General features: G+C 37.9%; 13 protein-coding genes and 1 pseudogene. 12 read left to right on the top strand and 2 right to left on the bottom strand.

The annotated features are described in order from the left end of the window. Nucleotides 1–9: 9 nt before the first annotated feature. The 5 genes from ACFIK0_RS02920 (at nt 10) to ACFIK0_RS02900 (ending at nt 5782) form a co-directional block, all read left to right on the top strand. On the top strand, nt 10–921 hold the full coding sequence (locus ACFIK0_RS02920; protein ID WP_375663462.1) for a F0F1 ATP synthase subunit gamma: 912 nt from the start codon (nt 10–12) through the stop codon (nt 919–921). 19 nt (nt 922–940) lie between these two features. Then, nucleotides 941–2566, top strand: coding sequence for a F0F1 ATP synthase subunit beta (gene atpD, locus ACFIK0_RS02915; RefSeq protein WP_375663461.1), 1626 nt, complete (start codon nt 941–943; stop codon nt 2564–2566). 108 nt (nt 2567–2674) lie between these two features. Further along, nucleotides 2675–3091, top strand: a complete 417-nt coding sequence (atpC, locus tag ACFIK0_RS02910) for an ATP synthase F1 subunit epsilon (protein ID WP_375663460.1) — start codon at nt 2675–2677, stop codon at nt 3089–3091. A gap of 23 nt (nt 3092–3114) precedes the next feature. Further along, complete coding sequence (locus ACFIK0_RS02905; protein ID WP_375630912.1) at nt 3115–4743, top strand: MFS transporter; 1629 nt, start codon at nt 3115–3117, stop codon at nt 4741–4743. Between the two features lie 31 nt (nt 4744–4774). Further along, nucleotides 4775–5782 (top strand): HlyD family secretion protein, encoded by a 1008-nt coding sequence (locus ACFIK0_RS02900; RefSeq protein ID WP_273790508.1) that lies wholly within the window; start codon nt 4775–4777, stop codon nt 5780–5782. Between the two features lie 2026 nt (nt 5783–7808). On the opposite strand, the gene ACFIK0_RS02895 is transcribed toward ACFIK0_RS02900, so the two are convergent. Then, nucleotides 7809–8093 (bottom strand): hypothetical protein, encoded by a 285-nt coding sequence (locus tag ACFIK0_RS02895; RefSeq protein WP_273790507.1) that lies wholly within the window; start codon nt 8091–8093, stop codon nt 7809–7811. Between the two features lie 849 nt (nt 8094–8942). On the opposite strand from ACFIK0_RS02895, the gene ispG reads away from it, so the two are divergent. The 3 genes from ispG to ACFIK0_RS02880 all read left to right on the top strand — a co-directional run bounded on the left by ispG (nt 8943) and on the right by ACFIK0_RS02880 (nt 13232). After that, nucleotides 8943–10184 carry a flavodoxin-dependent (E)-4-hydroxy-3-methylbut-2-enyl-diphosphate synthase gene (gene ispG, locus ACFIK0_RS02890; RefSeq protein WP_273790506.1) on the top strand — a complete coding sequence of 414 codons (1242 nt, stop codon included), beginning with the start codon at nt 8943–8945 and terminating at the stop codon, nt 10182–10184. 498 nt (nt 10185–10682) lie between these two features. Continuing rightward, complete coding sequence (locus ACFIK0_RS02885; protein ID WP_375663459.1) at nt 10683–11834, top strand: MFS transporter; 1152 nt, start codon at nt 10683–10685, stop codon at nt 11832–11834. 855 nt (nt 11835–12689) lie between these two features. Next, complete coding sequence (locus tag ACFIK0_RS02880) at nt 12690–13232, top strand: hypothetical protein (RefSeq protein ID WP_375663458.1); 543 nt, start codon at nt 12690–12692, stop codon at nt 13230–13232. Between the two features lie 1680 nt (nt 13233–14912). Here the strand turns inward: ACFIK0_RS02880 and ACFIK0_RS02875 are convergent. Next, nucleotides 14913–15815, bottom strand: coding sequence for a polyprenyl synthetase family protein (locus tag ACFIK0_RS02875; RefSeq protein WP_273790503.1), 903 nt, complete (start codon nt 15813–15815; stop codon nt 14913–14915). Nucleotides 15816–16240: 425 nt separating this feature from the next. Here ACFIK0_RS02875 and rpmF point away from each other — a divergent pair, with 425 nt between their 5' ends. The 4 genes and pseudogenes from rpmF to ACFIK0_RS02855 all read left to right on the top strand — a co-directional run. Beyond that, a complete protein-coding gene (gene rpmF / locus ACFIK0_RS02870; RefSeq protein WP_005774555.1) occupies nt 16241–16420 on the top strand; it encodes a 50S ribosomal protein L32 in 180 nt (59 codons plus the stop codon). Between the two features lie 301 nt (nt 16421–16721). Continuing rightward, complete coding sequence (locus ACFIK0_RS02865) at nt 16722–16916, top strand: hypothetical protein (RefSeq protein WP_375663457.1); 195 nt, start codon at nt 16722–16724, stop codon at nt 16914–16916. Nucleotides 16917–17061: 145 nt separating this feature from the next. After that, entirely contained in the window at nt 17062–17256 is a 195-nt protein-coding gene (locus ACFIK0_RS02860) for a hypothetical protein (RefSeq protein ID WP_375663456.1), read from the top strand. Between the two features lie 1299 nt (nt 17257–18555). After that, nucleotides 18556–19277, top strand: a pseudogene (locus ACFIK0_RS02855) (tyrosine-type recombinase/integrase); the annotation flags it as partial. Between the last annotated feature and the right edge of the window lie 47 nt (nt 19278–19324).

Raw genomic sequence — 19324 nt, 5'->3', positions numbered from 1 at the left:
AATGCTTGAATGGCTTCACTAAAAGATCTTAGAGACCGTATCGCTTCGGTTAAAGCAACACAAAAGATTACCAAAGCTATGCAAATGGTTGCAGCGGCAAGGTTGCATCGTGCTCAAGAGGCAGCGCAGTCTGCACGCCCTTATGCGAAGAGAATGGCTGATATTTTGACCAGTGTTGCTGCTGATGTAGATGGTGTTGATGCGCCTGCTCTTATGCGTGGTACGGGGCGCGATGATGTGCATCTTTTGGTGGTGTGTACTGCTGAGCGCGGTTTGTGTGGTGCTTTTAATGTGCAAATTGCTCGTCGTGCACGTGAACAGATTAAGGCATTGTTGGCGGCTGATAAAATAGTAAAAATTATCACTGTGGGTAAAAAAGGCGCGGATATTTTATCGCGTGATTACAAAGGCTTGATAATTGACCATATCGATTTGCATGCTGTAAAGCGAATTGGTTTTGCAGAGGCAGTGATGATTAGTCAACGGATTGTTGATTTATTCAATGAAGGCGCTTTCGATGTCTGTACGCTGTTTTATTCTGAATTTGTTTCCGTAATTAATCAGCGTCCAACAGCTTTGGATTTGATTCCAATGGTTGCTTCAAAAGCAGCTGTTGGGGCAATAGATGTTGTGGAGCAAACCGATCATAACACAGGTTCACAATCGATTGTTTATGAATATGAACCTGATGCTGCGTCTCTTTTAGAGGCCCTTGTACCACGTAATCTTTCGGTGCAAATCTTTCGGGCTTTGCTGGAAAATGTTGCTGGTGAGATGGGCGCCAAGATGACAGCTATGGATAATGCATCGCGCAATGCGGGTGAAATGATTAGTAAATTGACGGTGGCTTATAATCGTCAACGTCAAGCACAGATTACGACAGAATTGATCGAAATTATTGCGGGCGCTGAAGCGCTTTAAATGGAGAAGGTAAGGATTGATGGTAAAAGCAGTAACCTCAAGCAAAGGAACAGAAAAAGGTGAAAAAAAGAAACCAGCTGCTCGTTCCAGCGTGAAAAAAGCCGCTTCGAAATCTCAAGTGGATGTAAAGGCTTCCTCTGTACCTGCGCGTGATGCAGCTAAAGATACACCTGTAAAAAAAGATACATCCGCAAAAAAAGAAGAGCGTGCAAAAGGCGCTGTTGGTGAAATCAAGCAGATTATTGGTGCTGTCGTTGATGTGCAATTTGAAGGTGCATTGCCAAATATTCTCAACGCTTTGGAAACAGAGAATTTAGGTAATCGCTTGGTATTAGAAGTTGCGCAGCATTTGGGTGAAAATACCGTGCGTACGATTGCTATGGATACGACTGATGGTTTGATGCGGGGCCAAAAGGTTGTGGATACAGGCACACAAATTAGCGTTCCTGTAGGAGAAGCAACGTTGGGACGTATTATGAATGTGATTGGGGAGCCGGTGGATAATGTGGGACCAATCGCTTCAACCAAAACACGTTCTATTCACCAAGAGGCACCTGAATATGTTGAGCAATCGACTGTTTCGGAAATTCTCGTCACCGGTATTAAAGTCGTGGATTTGTTAGCCCCTTATTCTAAAGGGGGTAAAATTGGCTTGTTTGGTGGTGCTGGTGTTGGAAAAACCGTTCTCATTATGGAGCTTATAAACAATATTGCAAAGGCACATGGTGGCTATTCTGTATTTGCTGGTGTGGGAGAACGTACACGTGAAGGAAATGATCTTTATTATGAAATGATCGAAAGCCGCGTGAATGTGAATCCAAAAGAGAATAATGGTTCAACGGAAGGGTCAAAGTGTGCCCTTGTTTACGGGCAAATGAATGAACCACCAGGAGCGCGTGCGCGTGTGGCTCTTTCAGGATTGACAATTGCAGAAAGTTTCCGTGATGAAGGACAAGATGTTCTCTTCTTTGTGGATAATATTTTCCGTTTCACGCAAGCAGGAGCTGAGGTATCTGCTCTTTTAGGGCGTATTCCTTCTGCTGTTGGGTATCAGCCTACCTTGGCAACGGATATGGGGGCGTTGCAAGAACGTATTACCAGTACAAAAACAGGCTCTATTACTTCCGTTCAGGCAATTTATGTTCCGGCAGATGACTTGACGGATCCGGCGCCTGCAGCGTCTTTTGCTCATTTGGATGCAACAACTGTTCTTTCGCGCTCTATTGCGGAAAAGGGAATTTATCCAGCGGTTGATCCGCTTGACTCTTTTTCACGTATGTTGGATCCATTGATTGTGGGGGAAGAGCATTACACAGTTGCTTGTCAAGTACAAACCATTTTACAACGTTATAGAGCGCTTCAGGATATTATTGCTATTCTTGGAATGGATGAACTTTCTGAAGATGACAAGTTGCTGGTGGGGCGGGCGCGTAAAATTGAACGTTTCCTTTCACAACCTTTCCATGTTGCGGAAGCCTTTACTGGTTCGCCGGGGAAACTCGTTTCTTTAGAAGAGACAATCAAAGGCTTTAAAGGTCTTTGTGCTGGTGATTATGATGATTTGCCAGAAGCTGCTTTTTATATGGTTGGTTCGATTGATGAAGCACTTGAAAAAGGAAAGCGTCTCATGGCAGAGGCTTCTTAGTAAGAAGCTTCTTATTCAAGAAAAAACTGTCATGGGTATTTTTCGTTAAAAAGGACGCATCGTTGAAGAAAACAGAGAGTCCTTATATCGGGTATTGTGGAGACTTTTGTGGAAAACAATAGAGAAGAGCATTTTTTATTTGAGCTTATATCGCCTGAAAAAATTGTGTTTTCAGAGCAGGTAGTGTCTGTTGTTCTTCCTTCAGCCTCAGGTTATTTGACAGTTATGGCGCATCATGCGCCATTGGTGGCAAGTATTGTGTTGGGTAGTGTTCGTGTTCGCACCTCTTTGGGTGAAAAATTATTTGCTGTATGCGGGGGCGTTGCAAATATTACCTTTTCGGGCTGCTCTTTATTGGTAGAGCACGTTGTGGCTGTAGAGAATCTTTCTTTTGATGCATTAGAACAGCAGATTTTGCAGATTCAAGCGACGTTAGAAGGAGGGATAAGTGATGAGGACAATCATAAAATAGAGTCTTTTTTCCAGCAGTTGTCAGCTGATGGTGCTGTATTGATAGAAGCGTAGCAGAGTATACAGGAAAAGGTGACATGAGCGGAAAAAAGAGTACGGTTGTGTCTGCTAAAAGGAGCGCAAAACCCTTTCCTCGTCCTGGTCGTGTCTTTGCGGGACCTTTGCCAAAGTGCTTTGTTTATATTTTGGCTTCTCTTATTTTGCAATGGGCTTATGGTTTAGGGGCTAATATTGTTCAGTCTAATATTGTCCATCTTACGGGTGATTTTCATGCAACTTTGGCCGAGACGACATGGCTGGTAGCGGCCTATATGGCGCCAAATGTGAGTGTAGCGATTATGTTGATCAAAATCCGCTATCAATTTGGGCTACGCGCTTTTGCTGAATTATCAATTCTTGGCTTTGTTTTGGTTTGCGTGTTGCAGCTCTTTGTTACGGATTTGCGTTCTGCATTGATTATTCGCTTTTTTGCTGGGATTGCTGCTGCTCCTTTGGCTTCGCTTGCGCTGCTTTATATGATGGAGGCTTTTGCTCCAGCAAAGAAGTTTACTATTGGTCTTAGTTTGAATTATATGAATGCGGCTTTAGCGGCACCTTTATCACGTTTGATTTCTCCTGATTTGCTGGAAAATGGTGGTTTTTCCAGTCTTTCCGCTCTGGAAATGGGGTTGGTTCTTATCAGCTTGGTCTGTATCTATACTTTGCCTCTTACTCCTGTTGTGCGTAGTAAGGTTATTCAAAAATTAGATTGGATAAGCTATGGTTTGATTGCTCTTGGTCTTGGATTAAATGCTGTGATCATGTCTGTTGGCATATTGTATTGGTGGTATGAAGCACCATGGATTGGTTGGGGGCTCGCACTTGCTATTTTCTCGTTGGCTATTGCTATTATTATTGAGCTTAATAGAGAAAAACCGTTGATTGATTTACGTTGGATTTTCAGTAAAGAAATGATCCAATCTGTTTTTATTTTATTGATCTTTCATGTTTTTTTATTGGAGCGGTCAAATTTGCCCGTAGGGTTTTTTAATCTTTTTGGTTTGCTCAATCGTGAGATGGCGCCCATGTATCTTGCGGTGACATTAGGGATTCTGTTAGGGGGGGCTGTTTGTGTCTTTTTTTTACGGGCGGGGCGTGAGGATTATTTTTATTTGTTATCTTTAGGTTGTTTGGCGTTGGGAGCTTATTTAGACAGTCATGTAAACTATTTAACGCGTCCGAAAGATATGATGTTGAGCCAAGGGTTGGTGAGTTTTAGTTATGCACTTTTTTTGCCTCCTGCTCTTTTCAAAGGGTTTGTGATCGCTGGTGAGCGAGGACCGCGTTACGTTTTAAGTTTTATTGCTGTTTTTTTGTTAACGCAAGTGACAGGGGGATTGATGGGGTCGGCTTTTTTTGGCAGCCTACAGTTTTATTTTGCCCATAAAAACTTTGAGTCCTTAACACAAAATATTATTATTACTGATCCGCTTATTTCTGGTGAGATGAATACTTTATTTTCGCCTTCTTATGGTGTTTCTGTTCCCAATGGCTTGAGAAGTGAGCAAGGTACTTCTATGTTGATAGAGAAATTTAAGTTAACAGCAAATATTTTTGCTTATGATGACGTTTTTCGGCTTTATTTTTATATTTCAATGGTTGTATTCGTTATTTTTCTTGTCACAATGATTGTTAAGTCATGCTCTTTGCGCGCATTAGAAAAGTAGAGTAATGTCATAGAAAGAGGGGTGCAAAAAAATGATAAAAACATTACGGTCAAAAGCTACGATTGTTGCATTCCTATCGGGTATTACGGGTGTTTTGCTGATTTTGTGGGCTTGGAGACTTCCTCCTTTTGTGAGTAACATTCAAATAACCGATAATGCTTCCATTAAGGGCAATGTTACTCTGGTTAGTTCACAGATCTCTGGGGTGATTGCACGGATTTATGTGCAAGATTATCAACGCGTTGAAAAGGGAATGCTGCTCTTTGAGCTCGATGATTCTCTTTTTCGCCAGCAGCTTGCACGGGCACAGGCTGTTCTCGATTCAAAAAATGCAAAACTGGCAAGTATTGAATTACAAGCACAGCTTTTGCAGGGCGAGATTAATACAGCAGAGGTGGAGTTGGCGCGTTCACGAGCATTTTCCAATGTTGTTCCAGATAGTAAAAAGTTAGGTTTTGGTGATGCGGCAAGTTCTGTTTCTCGTCCTCTTTCACAACTCTTGACAGCTCTCGAAACAAAACGCCAATTGCAAAAACAATTGGATCTTGAACGGCAAAGTTTACAGTCAGAAATTTCTGGAGCGAAGGTGAGTGTTGAGTTGGCAAAACTTAATCTCGATCATACAAAGATTTTATCTCCTCGAACAGGCTATATTGGATTAGTTGGAGCGCGGGTAGGGCAATATGTTATGCCGGGGACACAATTGGTCTCTGTTATTTCTGATGATATTTGGATTATTGCTAATTATAAGGAAACGCAACTTTCTCAGATGCGTGTGGGACAACCGGTTGTTTTTTCTGTTGATGCATTGAACAACAAAAAGTTAACAGGGCGTGTGGTTCGTTTTGCACCTGCTACAGGCTCAGAGTTTTCATTGTTAAAAACGGATACGACAATTGGTAATTTTATCAAAATTGCGCAACGTATTTCAGTACGGATTGCTTTAGATCCTGGACAGGAAGGGATTGAAAAACTCATTCCTGGCATGTCCGTGGTTACCTATGTAGATACTTCGCAGCGAGTCGATTCTGGAGGATAAAATTTTGGGTTTTTTCAGTTTAATTTTTGCGTCATTTACTTATAGCAAATGGATATTCACGTTAGAAGATTTCGTTTGGTTTGCTATACTACATCTTTTAAAGCTCTTAAGCTTCTTATTATTCTATTTCATGATGTAAAATAATGTGCCTTAGAATATTAAAGCGCATGCATCTTTACTCACTTCCATTTCTTTTGAAATAACTCAGTAGGGGGGGATGGAGTATTGGAAGCTTTGCCTGTCGTTTCTAGCAACATCATCTTTTGAGGTGTGGAAAGGAGGCTCTTCTTTTTATCTGAGTGTACTCTTTATGTGATATTTGCAATGATGTGAGGCAGATCATTGAAAAATCTATCTCTGATAGATGTGTTGTTATTATCAATGTGTATTGTGTGTATAACAATGATGCTAAGTTTGAAAACTGTCGCAATAATCTAGCTAAAAAACGCTTATACATAATATTGTACTTTATGGGGACACACTATAGAGCGTATAAAATGTAGTTACCGGAGCAGATATAGCCGATGAAAGATGTGTGGTGTTGTCTATTTGTCTTTGTAAGGGACTAAATCGTTATCTATCTAGGTCAATATGCCTTCGTTTTCTTTTTGTTTTTCAGTTCCAAATATTTTACGAATATTCTCTTGTTATGTTCACTGTAATTCTTAAAGTTTAGCTCGTCCTCTAACTTCACTTTCAGCTCTCCGTTTTTCAGCTTCAGCTTCCCATTTTCATATTCGGCTTTTCGTTTAGCTTCCTCTTCAGCTTTTTTCTGACGTTCTATGGCAAGTTCATGATCAGCTACTCGTACGTTTTCACAATTTTTTTTAGTTTAATGACTATAGAGTGGTTGGGTATAATCTTTGTGTCGTTTTCTAATTTTCTTTGTTGGGTTATTGCCGAGGCTTTCATTTGTAGAACTCGTATTCGTGAATCTGTAGGGCTGCGTAGAGTGTTTGAATGGGCTGAATTTGATCAGTATCTTTAGGACTTTTAAGTTGATCAATAAGCTGTTTTATGGTTTTTTTGTTTTTCACGCGCTTTTTCGTAAATAGCTTGTTCTATGTTGTGTTTTGGCTTTTTGTTCATCAAAAATATCAACTGCGGCTTTTGATTTTGCGTTTTTTAATGGCTCTTTAGTATAAGAATTTTTCTTTCCTCTTTTCAGTATTTTTGCTACTGCTGATACCTGTCAATTTTTGAAAGTGACTAAAATTAGAGCGATGGAGGCCATGACTCTTTTGCTTTTTGAATGTTCTTTGAAGAGCTGCGGATGTTTTATTTAAGAAACCATGTCGTTTTTTTATTTCATCGAGTGGATTTTTAAAATGTGCAAGCTGTTGTTTTTCTTGTTTAATCTGTTCTATATTTTGGCAAAATGAGTTGGAAAAAAATAGAAGAATTATTGCAAATACGCTCGTGTGAAATTCAAAGGAAAATGCAATGATTGTTGTTGAGAAACATTTCTTTTGTCTAAAGGTATTTTTTATAAAAAATACCTGGTAGTGAGAGGAGTGTGGGTTTTCAATATCAAAATATCCTCCCCTTTCCCCAATTAAAATGACAATCGGGGGCGTATAGAGTAAAAGTGTAAGCTTTTCCAGTATTAATTCTTTATTTTTAGTCTATATACACAATGAAGTTTTGGGAAGGCTGGGAAATTGGGGGAAGTTTTGGATTGAATATTTGAGTTGTTATCTTATTGTCCCGTGAATATCCTCATTTTAGGTGTGGTATCAGGCATCTTTTTGATGCGTTAAGTGTTTGTGTGGGGAGCACATTCGTTGTAGGGCTTGTTTGTTGCCTTTAGAAATGTTTTCCTTTGAGGGGTGGTGATGTGAATCGCATGCGTTGATAGGTTTCCGATAGACAAAAGCTGGATTATAGACTGGCTGGATGGCTGGAAAACTTATCCTTTTGGGAGAGGGCGTAAAGTTAGGAGAAAGACGTAAAGTTTATATTTTGTAAACCATAAAAATGCCCGCTTTGAATCGGGCATTAAAAGGGAAGGTTATTGATTGCGTTATTAATGTTTACGGATTAGCAAGAAGCTTACTAAAACAATTCCTGCTGCTAATGCGAGGGTTTTTTTAGGATTTTCTTTCGCTTTTTTCTTTAATTCTGTAGCATGTTCGTTGAGGTGATAAAGTGCGTGACGGCCTTTTTGTTTCCATGTGTTAAACAGCTCAGAAATGTTTTCAAAGCTATCATTTTGAAAACTCCAATGATTTACGGGGACCAGCTCTCTTTTTAATTGTGCTATACGTTTTTTAATTTTAGCATTTTTTCTATGGGGTGAAAATAGACACATTTATTGACTCCTTCATGTGTTAAATTGTTGCGTGACAGTTGGAATTGTGTTTGGGGTTTTGCTATAACGGCTTGAAAATTGAAAAGTTGCATTGATAATGCCGCGCGTGGGTGAGATGAAAATTAAGAGTTTGAGTTTAATGAGGCATTTTTTAATGTGTCCGAGTTCATTTCATGATGGTTTTTGTTAAGGATGTAAGGTAAAAATTTTTACAAAATGGTGTAAGATTCATCATAAAGATGGTGGGCGATGTCTTCATTTTTTTGTTTGTTTAAAGTGTTGGGATATCTTTTGGCACTTGAAATAGTTTATAAGGAGTTTTTATCTACATATTCTCTTGTGGCTGTAGGGAGTGGTATTGATTGATTCAATTAAGAAGATTTAAAATGAGGAAATCTTACGATATTTGGGTTTAGCATTCAAATTTGTAAAAAATAGATTATTATAAATCAATATGTTGGATTAATTTGGCGATGTCTTTCATGCATTTTAAAAATGGTGTTTTGTTAGGCGTTATCTGTTGTGTTGTAAAACACTGTTTTGTGGTGACGTTGATGTAAGGTATCGGCATGCAACTAAAAAATACAGTATTGTCTCTGTTTGGTTTCAGTTTCTTTTTGAATCAACCAAGTGTAGAAGTATAAACTTGAACAGAAGTAGTAGAACTTATCCGGTGCGTCTATAGAATGAATCCACCTATGAGTTGAATTGCATCAGTGTTAGTAGGTAGAACCTTTTGAGAGCAATCTGTTAAGATTGGTGGGCGGTGTAATTTTCGTCCTTTGAAGCGCGGAGGAAGTCAATGTAAGTAATGATTGATAGCGCAGGTTTTAAAAATTTGAGGACTTGATGAATACGACCTATTTTTTATCTAAACCACTTGAGCGTCGTCGATCTGTTGGTGTTGCTGTTGGTGATGTGATCATTGGGGGGCAGAGCCCGATAGTTGTACAGTCAATGACCAATACAGATACCGCTGATGTTGATGCAACTGTTGCTCAAGTGGCTGCTCTTTGGCAAGCTGGTTCACAATTGGTTCGAATTACTGTTGATCGCGATGAAGCGGCCGCTGCTGTACCAAAAATACGGGAGCGATTGGAGAGGTTAGGATTTTTTGTACCATTGGTTGGGGATTTTCATTATATTGGTCATAAGCTTTTATCTGAGCATCCTGCGTGTGCTGAGGCGCTTGCAAAATATCGCATCAATCCTGGAAATGTTGGTTTTGGCGCAAAAAAAGATCGTCAATTTGCAGAAATTATTGAGATTGCTTGTCGGTATCATAAACCTATTCGCATTGGCGTGAATTGGGGCTCTCTTGATAATGCATTGTTAACACGGCTTATGGATGAAAATGCACAGCAAGAAAATCCTTTATCGGTTGCTGAAGTGATGCGGGAAACTGTTGTGCAGTCTGCTCTGCAATCGGCTCTTTGCGCTGAAGAGATGGGGTTGGGACGTGATAAAATTATTCTTTCTGCTAAAGTGAGTGACGTCCAAGATCTTATTGCTGTTTATACCACCTTAGCGGCGCGTTGTGATTATGCTCTTCATTTGGGATTAACGGAAGCTGGGATGGGAACAAAGGGCGTTGTTGCTTCTTCGGTGGCTTTGGGTATTTTATTACAGCAAGGGATTGGCGATACGATACGAATTTCCTTAACGCCAAAACCTGGTGGTGATCGGACACGAGAAGTAAAGGTGGGGCAAGAACTTTTGCAAGTGATGGGTTTTCGGCAATTTTTGCCTGTTGTTGCGGCTTGTCCTGGTTGTGGGCGCACAACCTCAACGGTCTTTCAACAATTGGCGCAAAAAATTGAAGCAGATTTATACAAAAATATGCCTATTTGGCGTGAAAAATACCCTGGCGTTGAAAGCTTGAAGGTTGCTGTGATGGGATGTATCGTCAATGGACCGGGGGAGTCAAAGCATGCGGATATTGGAATCTCTTTGCCTGGAGTGGGGGAAAGTCCTGCGGCACCTGTTTTTATTGAGGGACAAAAGGTAAAAACTTTGCGGGGTGATCACATTGCTGAAGAATTTGAAGCACTTTTGAGTGATTATATTCATACACGCTTTGGGCAAGGTTGAGGTAAAAATCGCATAAGGCTGAAGTAAAAATGGTGTGTCGTTTTTTAAAACAAGCTGTCTTCAATGTGAAGAGGGTGCTGTTGTATGCTGCTTTAGCTATGGTCAATACTGTTGTTGGTTGCTTATTATTTTAGGTAAAACCAGATGATATACCTGTTTTAGAATCAGAAGCTTATGAAGGATATTAATGAGTTTGAGTGTGTTAAGACTATTAAGCAAAACGATATGAATACTTTAATAGATCCGTAAATGTTGTTGCTGGTTTTTTGGCTGCTCTTGAGACAGTAAAATATTTAACGGATTCTTCAAATATCAAATTATAGAAAGAACATTGTTTATTGATTTTTCAGGCATTTTCCCAGCATTTTTTGGGGTATCAAATTGATAGGATTGGAAATCCTTATAGCGATTATAGTCCTATTTGTCGTAAAATATAAGCTTTTATATTGACATAAATGATGTATACGGGTGCCTTTTTGGGCGTTATTGGGGGAATGCATGACAAGTATATTAGCGTTTGGCTTTTTATTTAATGGTATAAGGATTTTAACTGGCGCCTTTATTGTCTTTTATATGCTTGAAAAAGGCTTAACGCTTATTGATATAGGTGTCATTAAGTCGTTTCAGGCTTTTATTATGATGGTTACCGATATTCCTCTGGGATATTTTGCTGATCGAAAAAGTTATAAAATATCGATCGTTTTGGCAGCTGCTTTTGCTGCTACATGGCTCTTTCTCATGGGATTTTCTACAAGCTTTTATGGTTTTCTTTTGGCAGAAACTTTTAATGCCTTATCGCTAACATTAATTGCTGGGGCTTATAATGCTTTACTTGTTCAATATGCAAAAGCAAAAGTGACATCCACTAAAAAAGTGCTTGGTTCCAGCTCTCAATATAATTACATCGGCATGTTTATATTCAGTTTAATCGGGGCATATTTTGCTGATTATTCTAGCCAATATATATGGTATATCGCGGCGTTTTTAATGTTGATGACAACACTATTTGGTTTGTTTTTTCTTGATGACTTGAAGGGGGAGAAAAAACCAAATAAAGCGAATTCTCTCATTTGTGCAGCTAAGGAGATGTTATCTATTTTTATTAAAGTTCCTTATATCTCTTTATGCTTTTATTTTTCATTGATTTTTTTCAATATATTCTCGCAATATTGGCAGTGGATATTTAAAGATTATGATATTAATGTCACTTATTTTGATCTTGGTGTGACATTTTCATTGATATTGCTCTCTCAGCTCTTGGCTAGTTTTCTCTTTACAAAACTAAGTGAAAGAGTGAATTTTATTTTACTGTTGTTTCTTTCGGCTTCACTGATTTTTACCATTGCTTTCTTTGAACCAAGAAAAGAAATTGCTGTCATTTTAGTCTGTATGATTTTTTATCTCATTAAGTATACATATCTTCGTGTAGAAGTTGTTTTGCATGATAGTATTAGTGATCATTTCAGGGCTACATATGAATCTTTCTTGTCAACCGTTGGGAGATTTAGCTTATTGGTATTTTTTTACATGAGTGCGTATATGGTCAATATATTTGGCTTTTTCTCACTCGTTTATATTTTTGCTATTTATTTATTGATTTACTTGTTGGCGGTATTTTTTTTAGAAGGAACTCTCAAAAAAGTTCAGTGAAAATATTAACTTATTACGATACGTGTTTTATAGGGTTTCATAGTGGGGCAAGGCTTTTATTTATTAAGGCACATCGTTGTTTTTGCATGTTGAATGAGAAAGCTGAATAGTGTCAGTTACTCTTATTTAAAATCTATGTATGTTGAAGCAATCAAAGTCATCCGCTTGTCCTTATAAGTAGGCGTGGCGTAATAATCGTTAAAAAGGAAATAAAAATGCTGCTCATGAATATTGCGCCAAGAGTTGCTGATAAGATTGGACGCTGATAAAGAAAATGATTGTGCTGAATTATATGCTTATTAAGGAATGGTGATGGAGCAGTTTTCCCCATTTTCATTGGTTCCTTGCTGGTAACACTTTATCTCATTAGAGCTAATTTAAACAGTTGGACAATTTATAGCCTGTCCTCATAAGAATTCCCTTATGATCGATTTTGATATTTTGATGATCTATTTTATTGTTAGTATATTTAGCGGATTTTACCATTGCCTCCTTTAAAATATCAATCATCTTGTTGAGATAACAACATCTTTCATTCTCATTTTTGAGTATTTTCTCTTTGGTTGCGGCGTTAGCTCTGTATTTTCTGATGTTAGAAAATACTCTTAATCTAGATAGTAAACTTATCTATGGAAACTTTGAATGACAGCCCCCTCTTTGAGAGGGAATAAAACCAAGTACAGAAATATTGTTGAGTACAATTTGCTATAAATAAGCCACAAGAAACCAGCACATATTGATATATTTGATAGGAATCTGTTAGGCTGTACAAATTGTAGTTATTAAAAGATAAAGCGGTGAAATCGTTATCCATAACGCATATTGTAACATTTATAACTCTTTTTTTTTGTATCCGTGTTGTTGGGATGTACGCGCGTAGATAGTCTAGAGCAGTACAATAACCTTTACGAAGAATATATAAGTGAAAAATACGAGGTTTTTGAACATTTTCAAAAGCAGGAACAAGCAAGAAATTTCGTCTATAGCCGTGGCTATCAGAATATAGCGCCCAAATTTGATATTATATGGCATCGTCACATACTGATTGTTTTATGTGGACGTTTTGTTAATTTATTGCGCGGTGATTATAATGAGGAGATGTCATGGGCAATGCTACCCAATGTCATAAGCAGTTTGCGGAATGACTATAATTGGAGAGAAAGCGATTTTATCTGGGCTTATAATATGTCTATGAATTCTACCGACCCCATGATTGATTATGCGAAAAAATTTCTTAATTCTTCAAGTGGAAATGGTATTAGCCCAACAACACAAATTATTGACCTTGTGTCTAGTATGAGAGCTGGTCATGATGACAATACTAAACAAATAGCGCGTTTTTGCATAGAGCTAAACACGATATATGACATGATGAAACCAAGAAGAATTTACAAATGACATTTAATGGGTAGTGAGAAAAATTCTCTCGAAGGATATTAAATGGCTATAATACTCTTGATAATCGCGGCATTTTCTTGGCCATGTTGCATGTTTTTTTATTATGGCTTCAAAAGGTGGACATATTTTCCAGCTTTTACAACAGGTATAGGCTCACTTACAATGATGCTCTTCATTTTAATAAGAAAATTTCACTTGAAGGAGGAAATTTGCACTTGGATTGAAAAAACTACTTATCACAAATTAGATTGCGCTATTATATATAATAATAAGGATTTTCTTTATCTTTCTGTTGCAATGATCATTCTCTGTTTAATCTTATCAATTCTCTTTTTATGCGATGAATTGAATAAACGAGATAAAGAGTGTGACGAATTAAAGTTGTACAGTGATCATGATTATTATTCAATTGAAGTTATTACACAATTTTGTAAATAAAAATGTTTCTGCTTTTGAAGGAGCATGCCGACACAATCATTCACTTTTCTCGCCCCTAATGTTGCGGACAGCCCTTGGCTTTTAAGACGGTTCATAAGAGGCATTTTTTTAGTCTTTTCTTTGATGTTTTGCCCCACACGGCTTTTCCCGCTTGTGACGTGCAAGCAAGTGATTTGATTGATTTAACATACACAGATTTGAAATGAGAGAATCTTATGATATTCAGGGTTCTTATTCAAGTTGAACAACCACGAATTATCATTATAAATCAATGTGTTATATCTTTCTTGCTAAGAAAAGAGAGATCGGTAATAATACTGCTTTGGTTTTTCGTTCTATTGAAATTAGTGGTTTTATTTATCCTGTTATGCCGTAACATACTGTCATTTGAGGGGTGGTGAAGGTATCCTGTTTGATACATTAAGTATTTTAAGAAGTGCATGGTGAATATTCTTAAGTCTTGTTTATTGCGTCTTTAGTTTAAGTGAATCGCATGCGTAGAAAGCGAGAGAAACCTACTCGGTAGGAAACTAGACTGTTTACAGAGCAGATTAGGTTAAAAGACTTTGTTCTTTGAGGGTGGCATAAAAATCAAAATAGCCATTATGTTCATTTTTTTCTGATATTTTAAATACGAGCTTCAAAAAAATGATGCTTAAACTAAACAACGAGCACTTTTGTAAAAGTGTTTTTAGAGAGCAAGCAATACACGAGTGAATTTACAGAATATAACCATATTTGATCTTCTACAACAAGATAGCGTGGAAAGGCATAAAAATTACGATTCTCTACTGAGGGCATTTACTTAGAGCATTGTACTTCTTTTATTGTTTTTTACGGGTTTATAAAATGCCTTGTTTTATACTTATTCTGTTTATTTTTTGCCTTATCGTTAGAAGATTAAAGACATAAAGGAGAAAACGAGTTTTCCTCTTTCGGTCGTTTTTTATTTGGCTTTAAAGCATCTACGGTAATATCTTTTAAAGCATAGTGATTGCGCATTGTTTCACATTTTCTTTCATTCTTTAATGGAAGGCATTTTTCATGCAAAATAGGATACCCAGAATGCATTTGTGTTATAAATTCACGCGGCTTGTTTTAATGAAATTCTTCTTAAGATTTGTCGCACCCATTTCATGATAAGGACTATAATGGAGATTAATGGTAACGTTTCTTTGAAAAGTCTATTATGCATTCAATAAATATGATGGTGTACACTATGTACAATATGGCGGATGAAGTTTAATTTTGGCGTATTGCACTAAAGTGTGCTGCTTGTTGGAGGGGGAGTGCTTTAGCGCCAAAAGGATGTAAGAATGCTTCTGCTTTACTGATGAGTGTATCTCGCTTTTTTTGGGTTTCTTTAATGCCGTAAAGATGAACAAAAGTGGCTTTTTGTGCCGTTTCATCTTTCCCAGCCGTTTTTCCTAGGGTTTGCGTGTTGGCGGTGACATCAAGAAGGTCATCGGTTAATTGAAAGGCTAAACCAAGATAGGTACCAAAATCAGTAAGCTTTTCAGTTAATTCTTTAGATGCATTGCCAATGATGGCACCTGCTTGGCAAGCAAAGCTTATCAGGGCTGCTGTTTTCATGTGTTGTAGAGTGATAATGTCAGTACTTTCTTGCGGTCTTTTTTCAGCTTCAAGGTCCAGCATTTGTCCACCTAACATACCGCCAAGCCCTGCCGATTGTGCAAGAGACGTGATCAGCTTGATTCTAATATCTGTAGATAAAATACTAGCTTTATGAGCAATAATTTCAAAGGCAAATGTTAAGAGGGCATTGCCTGCTAGAATTGCTGTTGCTTCATCAAATGCTACATGGACAGTGGGTTTTCCACGCCGGAGTATATCGTTATCCATAGCGGGAAGATCATCATGAATGAGCGAATAACAATGGATACATTCTAAGGCACATGCAACATCAAGAGAATGTTCTACAGGGACATCAAAAAGTGCAGCACTTTGAATTACAAGAAAAGGACGCAAGCGTTTTCCACCGTTCAGCACACCATAACGCATGGCTTTGATTAAGTTTTTAGGGCGTGAAATTTCACCATTTTGGATTTGATCACTTAACAGGGTATCAAGCCGCTTTTCAACGGTGTCTCTATGTTTTGCAAGAAGGGTGGTAAATTCGTGCATTCTTGCTTCCTTTGTTTTTACAAAAATGAAATTATGAAGTTTAAAGAGAAAGGTTGTCGCTTTTTCTTGTTTTCATAAATTGGCGTCGTTTTTTATTAAAAATCAACTTCTCTTTTTATCCGTATCTCTACTGTATGCGCAAATCCCTTTTTAAACCAAATAAAAATTGAATGAAGGTCTTATAAAAAAGCTTTCATTGGTGTATAAAATTCTCAAATTTTGCAGTGTTTTTGATATTCCTTTGATTATTGTGACACCATTTTTGATAACAAGAAGGTCATTTTTAGTAAGAGGAGGATCATTTTGACATTGCCTCTTCTTTTTTATCAGTGTATAATATCTTAAAATTTTATGGTGTTTTTAAATGAAGCATTGTCATTTTTGACATTGCTTTTTCTGTTTTAATGGATTTGGAGTGTCTTTTTATGGCTGTACCTAAACGAAAAACCTCTCCAGCGAAGAGGGGCATGCGCCGTTCGGCTGATGCTCTGAAGGCGCCGACTTATATCGAAGATAAAAATTCTGGTGAATTACGTCGTCCTCATCACATTGATTTGAAAACGGGAATGTATCGTGGGCGTTCCGTTTTAGTGGTTAAAGACTGAGCGTTTTCTTTCTTTTCCAGTGGTGAACTTCTTTTATTTCATCGATCAATGCACGCTTGGGGCGTGCATTTTCGCTTTAAGATGAATGTTGAGGTTCTCTTGCATCGTCTGCTATCGATGTGGAACAGGGAATGTATCGTGAGCGTTCTGTTTTAGTGGTTAAAACTTTAGCGTTTTCTTTCTTTTCCAGTGGTGAACTTCTTTTATTTCATCGATCAATGCACGCTTGGGGCGTGCATTTTCGCTTTAAGATGAATGTTGAGGTTCTCTTGCATCGTCTGCTATCGATGTGGAACAGGGAATGTATCGTGGACGTTCTGTTTTAGTGGTTAAAACTTTAGCGTTTTCTTTCTTTTCCAGTGGTGAACTTCTTTTATTTCATCGATCAATGCACGCTTGGGGCGTGCATTTTCGCTTTAAGATGAATGTTGAGGTTCTCTTGCATCGTCTGCTATCGATGTGGAACAGGGAATGTATCGTGAGCGTTCTGTTTTAGTGGTTAAAACTTTAGCGTTTTCTTTCTTTTCCAGTGGTGAACTTCTTTTATTTCATCGATCAATGCACGCTTGGGGCGTGCATTTTCGCTTTAAGATGAATGTTGAGGTTCTCTTGCATCGTCTTCTATCGATGTGGAACAGGGAATGTATCGTGGACGTTCTGTTTTAGTGGTTAAAACTTTAGCGTTTTCTTTCTTTTCCAGTGGTGAACTTCTTTTATTTCATCGATCAATGCACGCTTGGGGCGTGCATTTTCGCTTTAAGATGAATGTTGAGGTTCTCTTGCATCGTCTTCTATCGATGTGGAACAGGGAATGTATCGTGGACGTTCTGTTTTAGTGGTTAAAACTTTAGCGTTTTATCTCTTTCAGTGGTAAGTTTCTCTTGATTCATTAGTGAATGCATTGGGTAAGATGCGTTTTTCGCTTTTTCTTGGGAACATATGTGGGATAAAGTTTTGCCGTAGAGAAATGATTCTATTGTGGGAGATGATTTTCTTGTTTTCTTGAGAGGCTATAAAGGGCTACTTGTATCAGTGTCTTTTATGATGACTTCGTTAAGAGCTTGGGTATTGATATAAGTTAGCTCAGTAATAGAATCATTTTGTATCGCACTTAATCTTTATTGATTATAGAGAGAATCCTATTAGACCGTAAAATATCATCGTTTAAGGCAGTTGATCTATGTAAGGCTTTAAGCATATCGGTGTTTTTTATGAGAATATTTAAGGCAATGGTTGTCTATAGGCTTATATTGTGACATGTGATTCTCCTTAAAAAAATAGAGATCGACATCACATTGATTTATAAAGATCATTTGTTGTTTTGCGCCTTGAATGGAAGGTCTATCGTAGGATTTTCTCATTTCAAATTTCTCTCATGTTGAATCAATGACAATCACTTGCTTTTCGGTCACAAGTGGGGATGGTATGTGAGTAAAAACTCTATAAAAAAGGAAAAAATGTCTATAATGAATACTTTCAAATGTAAGAATTGTTGTAACATTGGGATTAAGTGTATGCTGATGCCAGCGTGCTTTCTTATGAGCAGAAAAGAGACAACCGTTACAAGACAGAAGGTGTACACATTCAATGATCTTTAGTGCTTTTAATTGATAAAGGTACATGAGACTTTTCTATGAATATCACGCTGTCTTTTCATATTTTTGAACTAAGAATTGTCCATATATTTTTCTTATTTTTGTGAATATAAGGGATTTGTTGCGAACAGCTTGTAAAAATAAGTAAACTTAAAACCAAATGTGTTGTGTATGGGGATGAGCAAAGTATTTTATCAAAGCCGGTACGACTCTCCAGTTCATAGCTGGTTTATGAGTGATTTTATGGTGGTGCTTACCTAAGTTTATGATTTTTTTTGTTATCTGTTCATTACTAGACAACACATTGATTTATATATATAATTCACTGTTTTCATATTGAATTAGAACCCCGAATAACGTAAGATTCACTCATTTCAAATCTCTCTATCTAGAATCAATCAAAACCACTTGCTTGCACGTCACAAGCGGGATGAGTGTGTGGATAAAATTTGTATAAGAAAGGACTCTTATGAATTGTCTTAAGAGCCAAGGGCTGTAGCACAACACCCACGAGCTGACAAATATAACGATGGTGCCGGCTTGCTTCTTCACAAACGTAAGAGATGGGGGTGGTCAATGGATTTACCGTTATACCTTTCCGGGGGCTGCGAAATGGGCTTGGGTGCCTTGAGAGATGTTTCTTTAAAACAAACCCCGTGAATTGGCAACTGGGTGGCGGGCTGTTTTACGTGAGGGGCGTGATCCCATTAAAGAACGTGAGAAACAAAAGCGTGAGGCAATGCGCAATCTCCATTATTTAAAAAATATTGCTTTAGATGCTTTTGAAAGCCGTAAAGCTGAATTAAAAAATGATGGTGAGGCTTGTGATTGGTCTTTACACTTACGCCTTTATATTCTCCCTAAATTAGGCTGTCTGCCCGTTTCAGAGATTACGCAAACTGAGATACGCAATACGCTTTCTCCCATTTGGCATGCAAAAGCTGGAACAGCTCAGACAGCACTGAAGCGTCTTAATCTTTGTCTTAAACATGCGGTTGCATTAGGGTTTGGATGTTGATTTACAAGCAACGATAAAAGCACGCGCGCTCTTAGGGAAACAACGTCATAAAACGCAAAATAAACCAGCTATGGATTGGAAAGATGTCCCTGCCTTTTATCAGTTACTCTGTAAAACACAAAACATAACACAACTGGCTTTGCGTTTGCTTATCCTGACAGGCGTTCATACTAATCCTTTGCGTCATATTCGTGAAGATCAGATTGAAGATGATATCTGGACAATTCCTGCTGAGAATATCCAATCTTTAGCGGTTTGTTTGAAACAGAGATTGAGACTTTTAAGAGTTCT

The organism is Bartonella sp. CL63NXGY, assembly GCF_042194905.1.
Lineage (GTDB): Bacteria > Pseudomonadota > Alphaproteobacteria > Rhizobiales > Rhizobiaceae > Bartonella.
The sequence above is the reverse complement of the archived record's forward strand: the minus strand, read 5'-3'. Positions and strand labels throughout refer to the sequence as shown.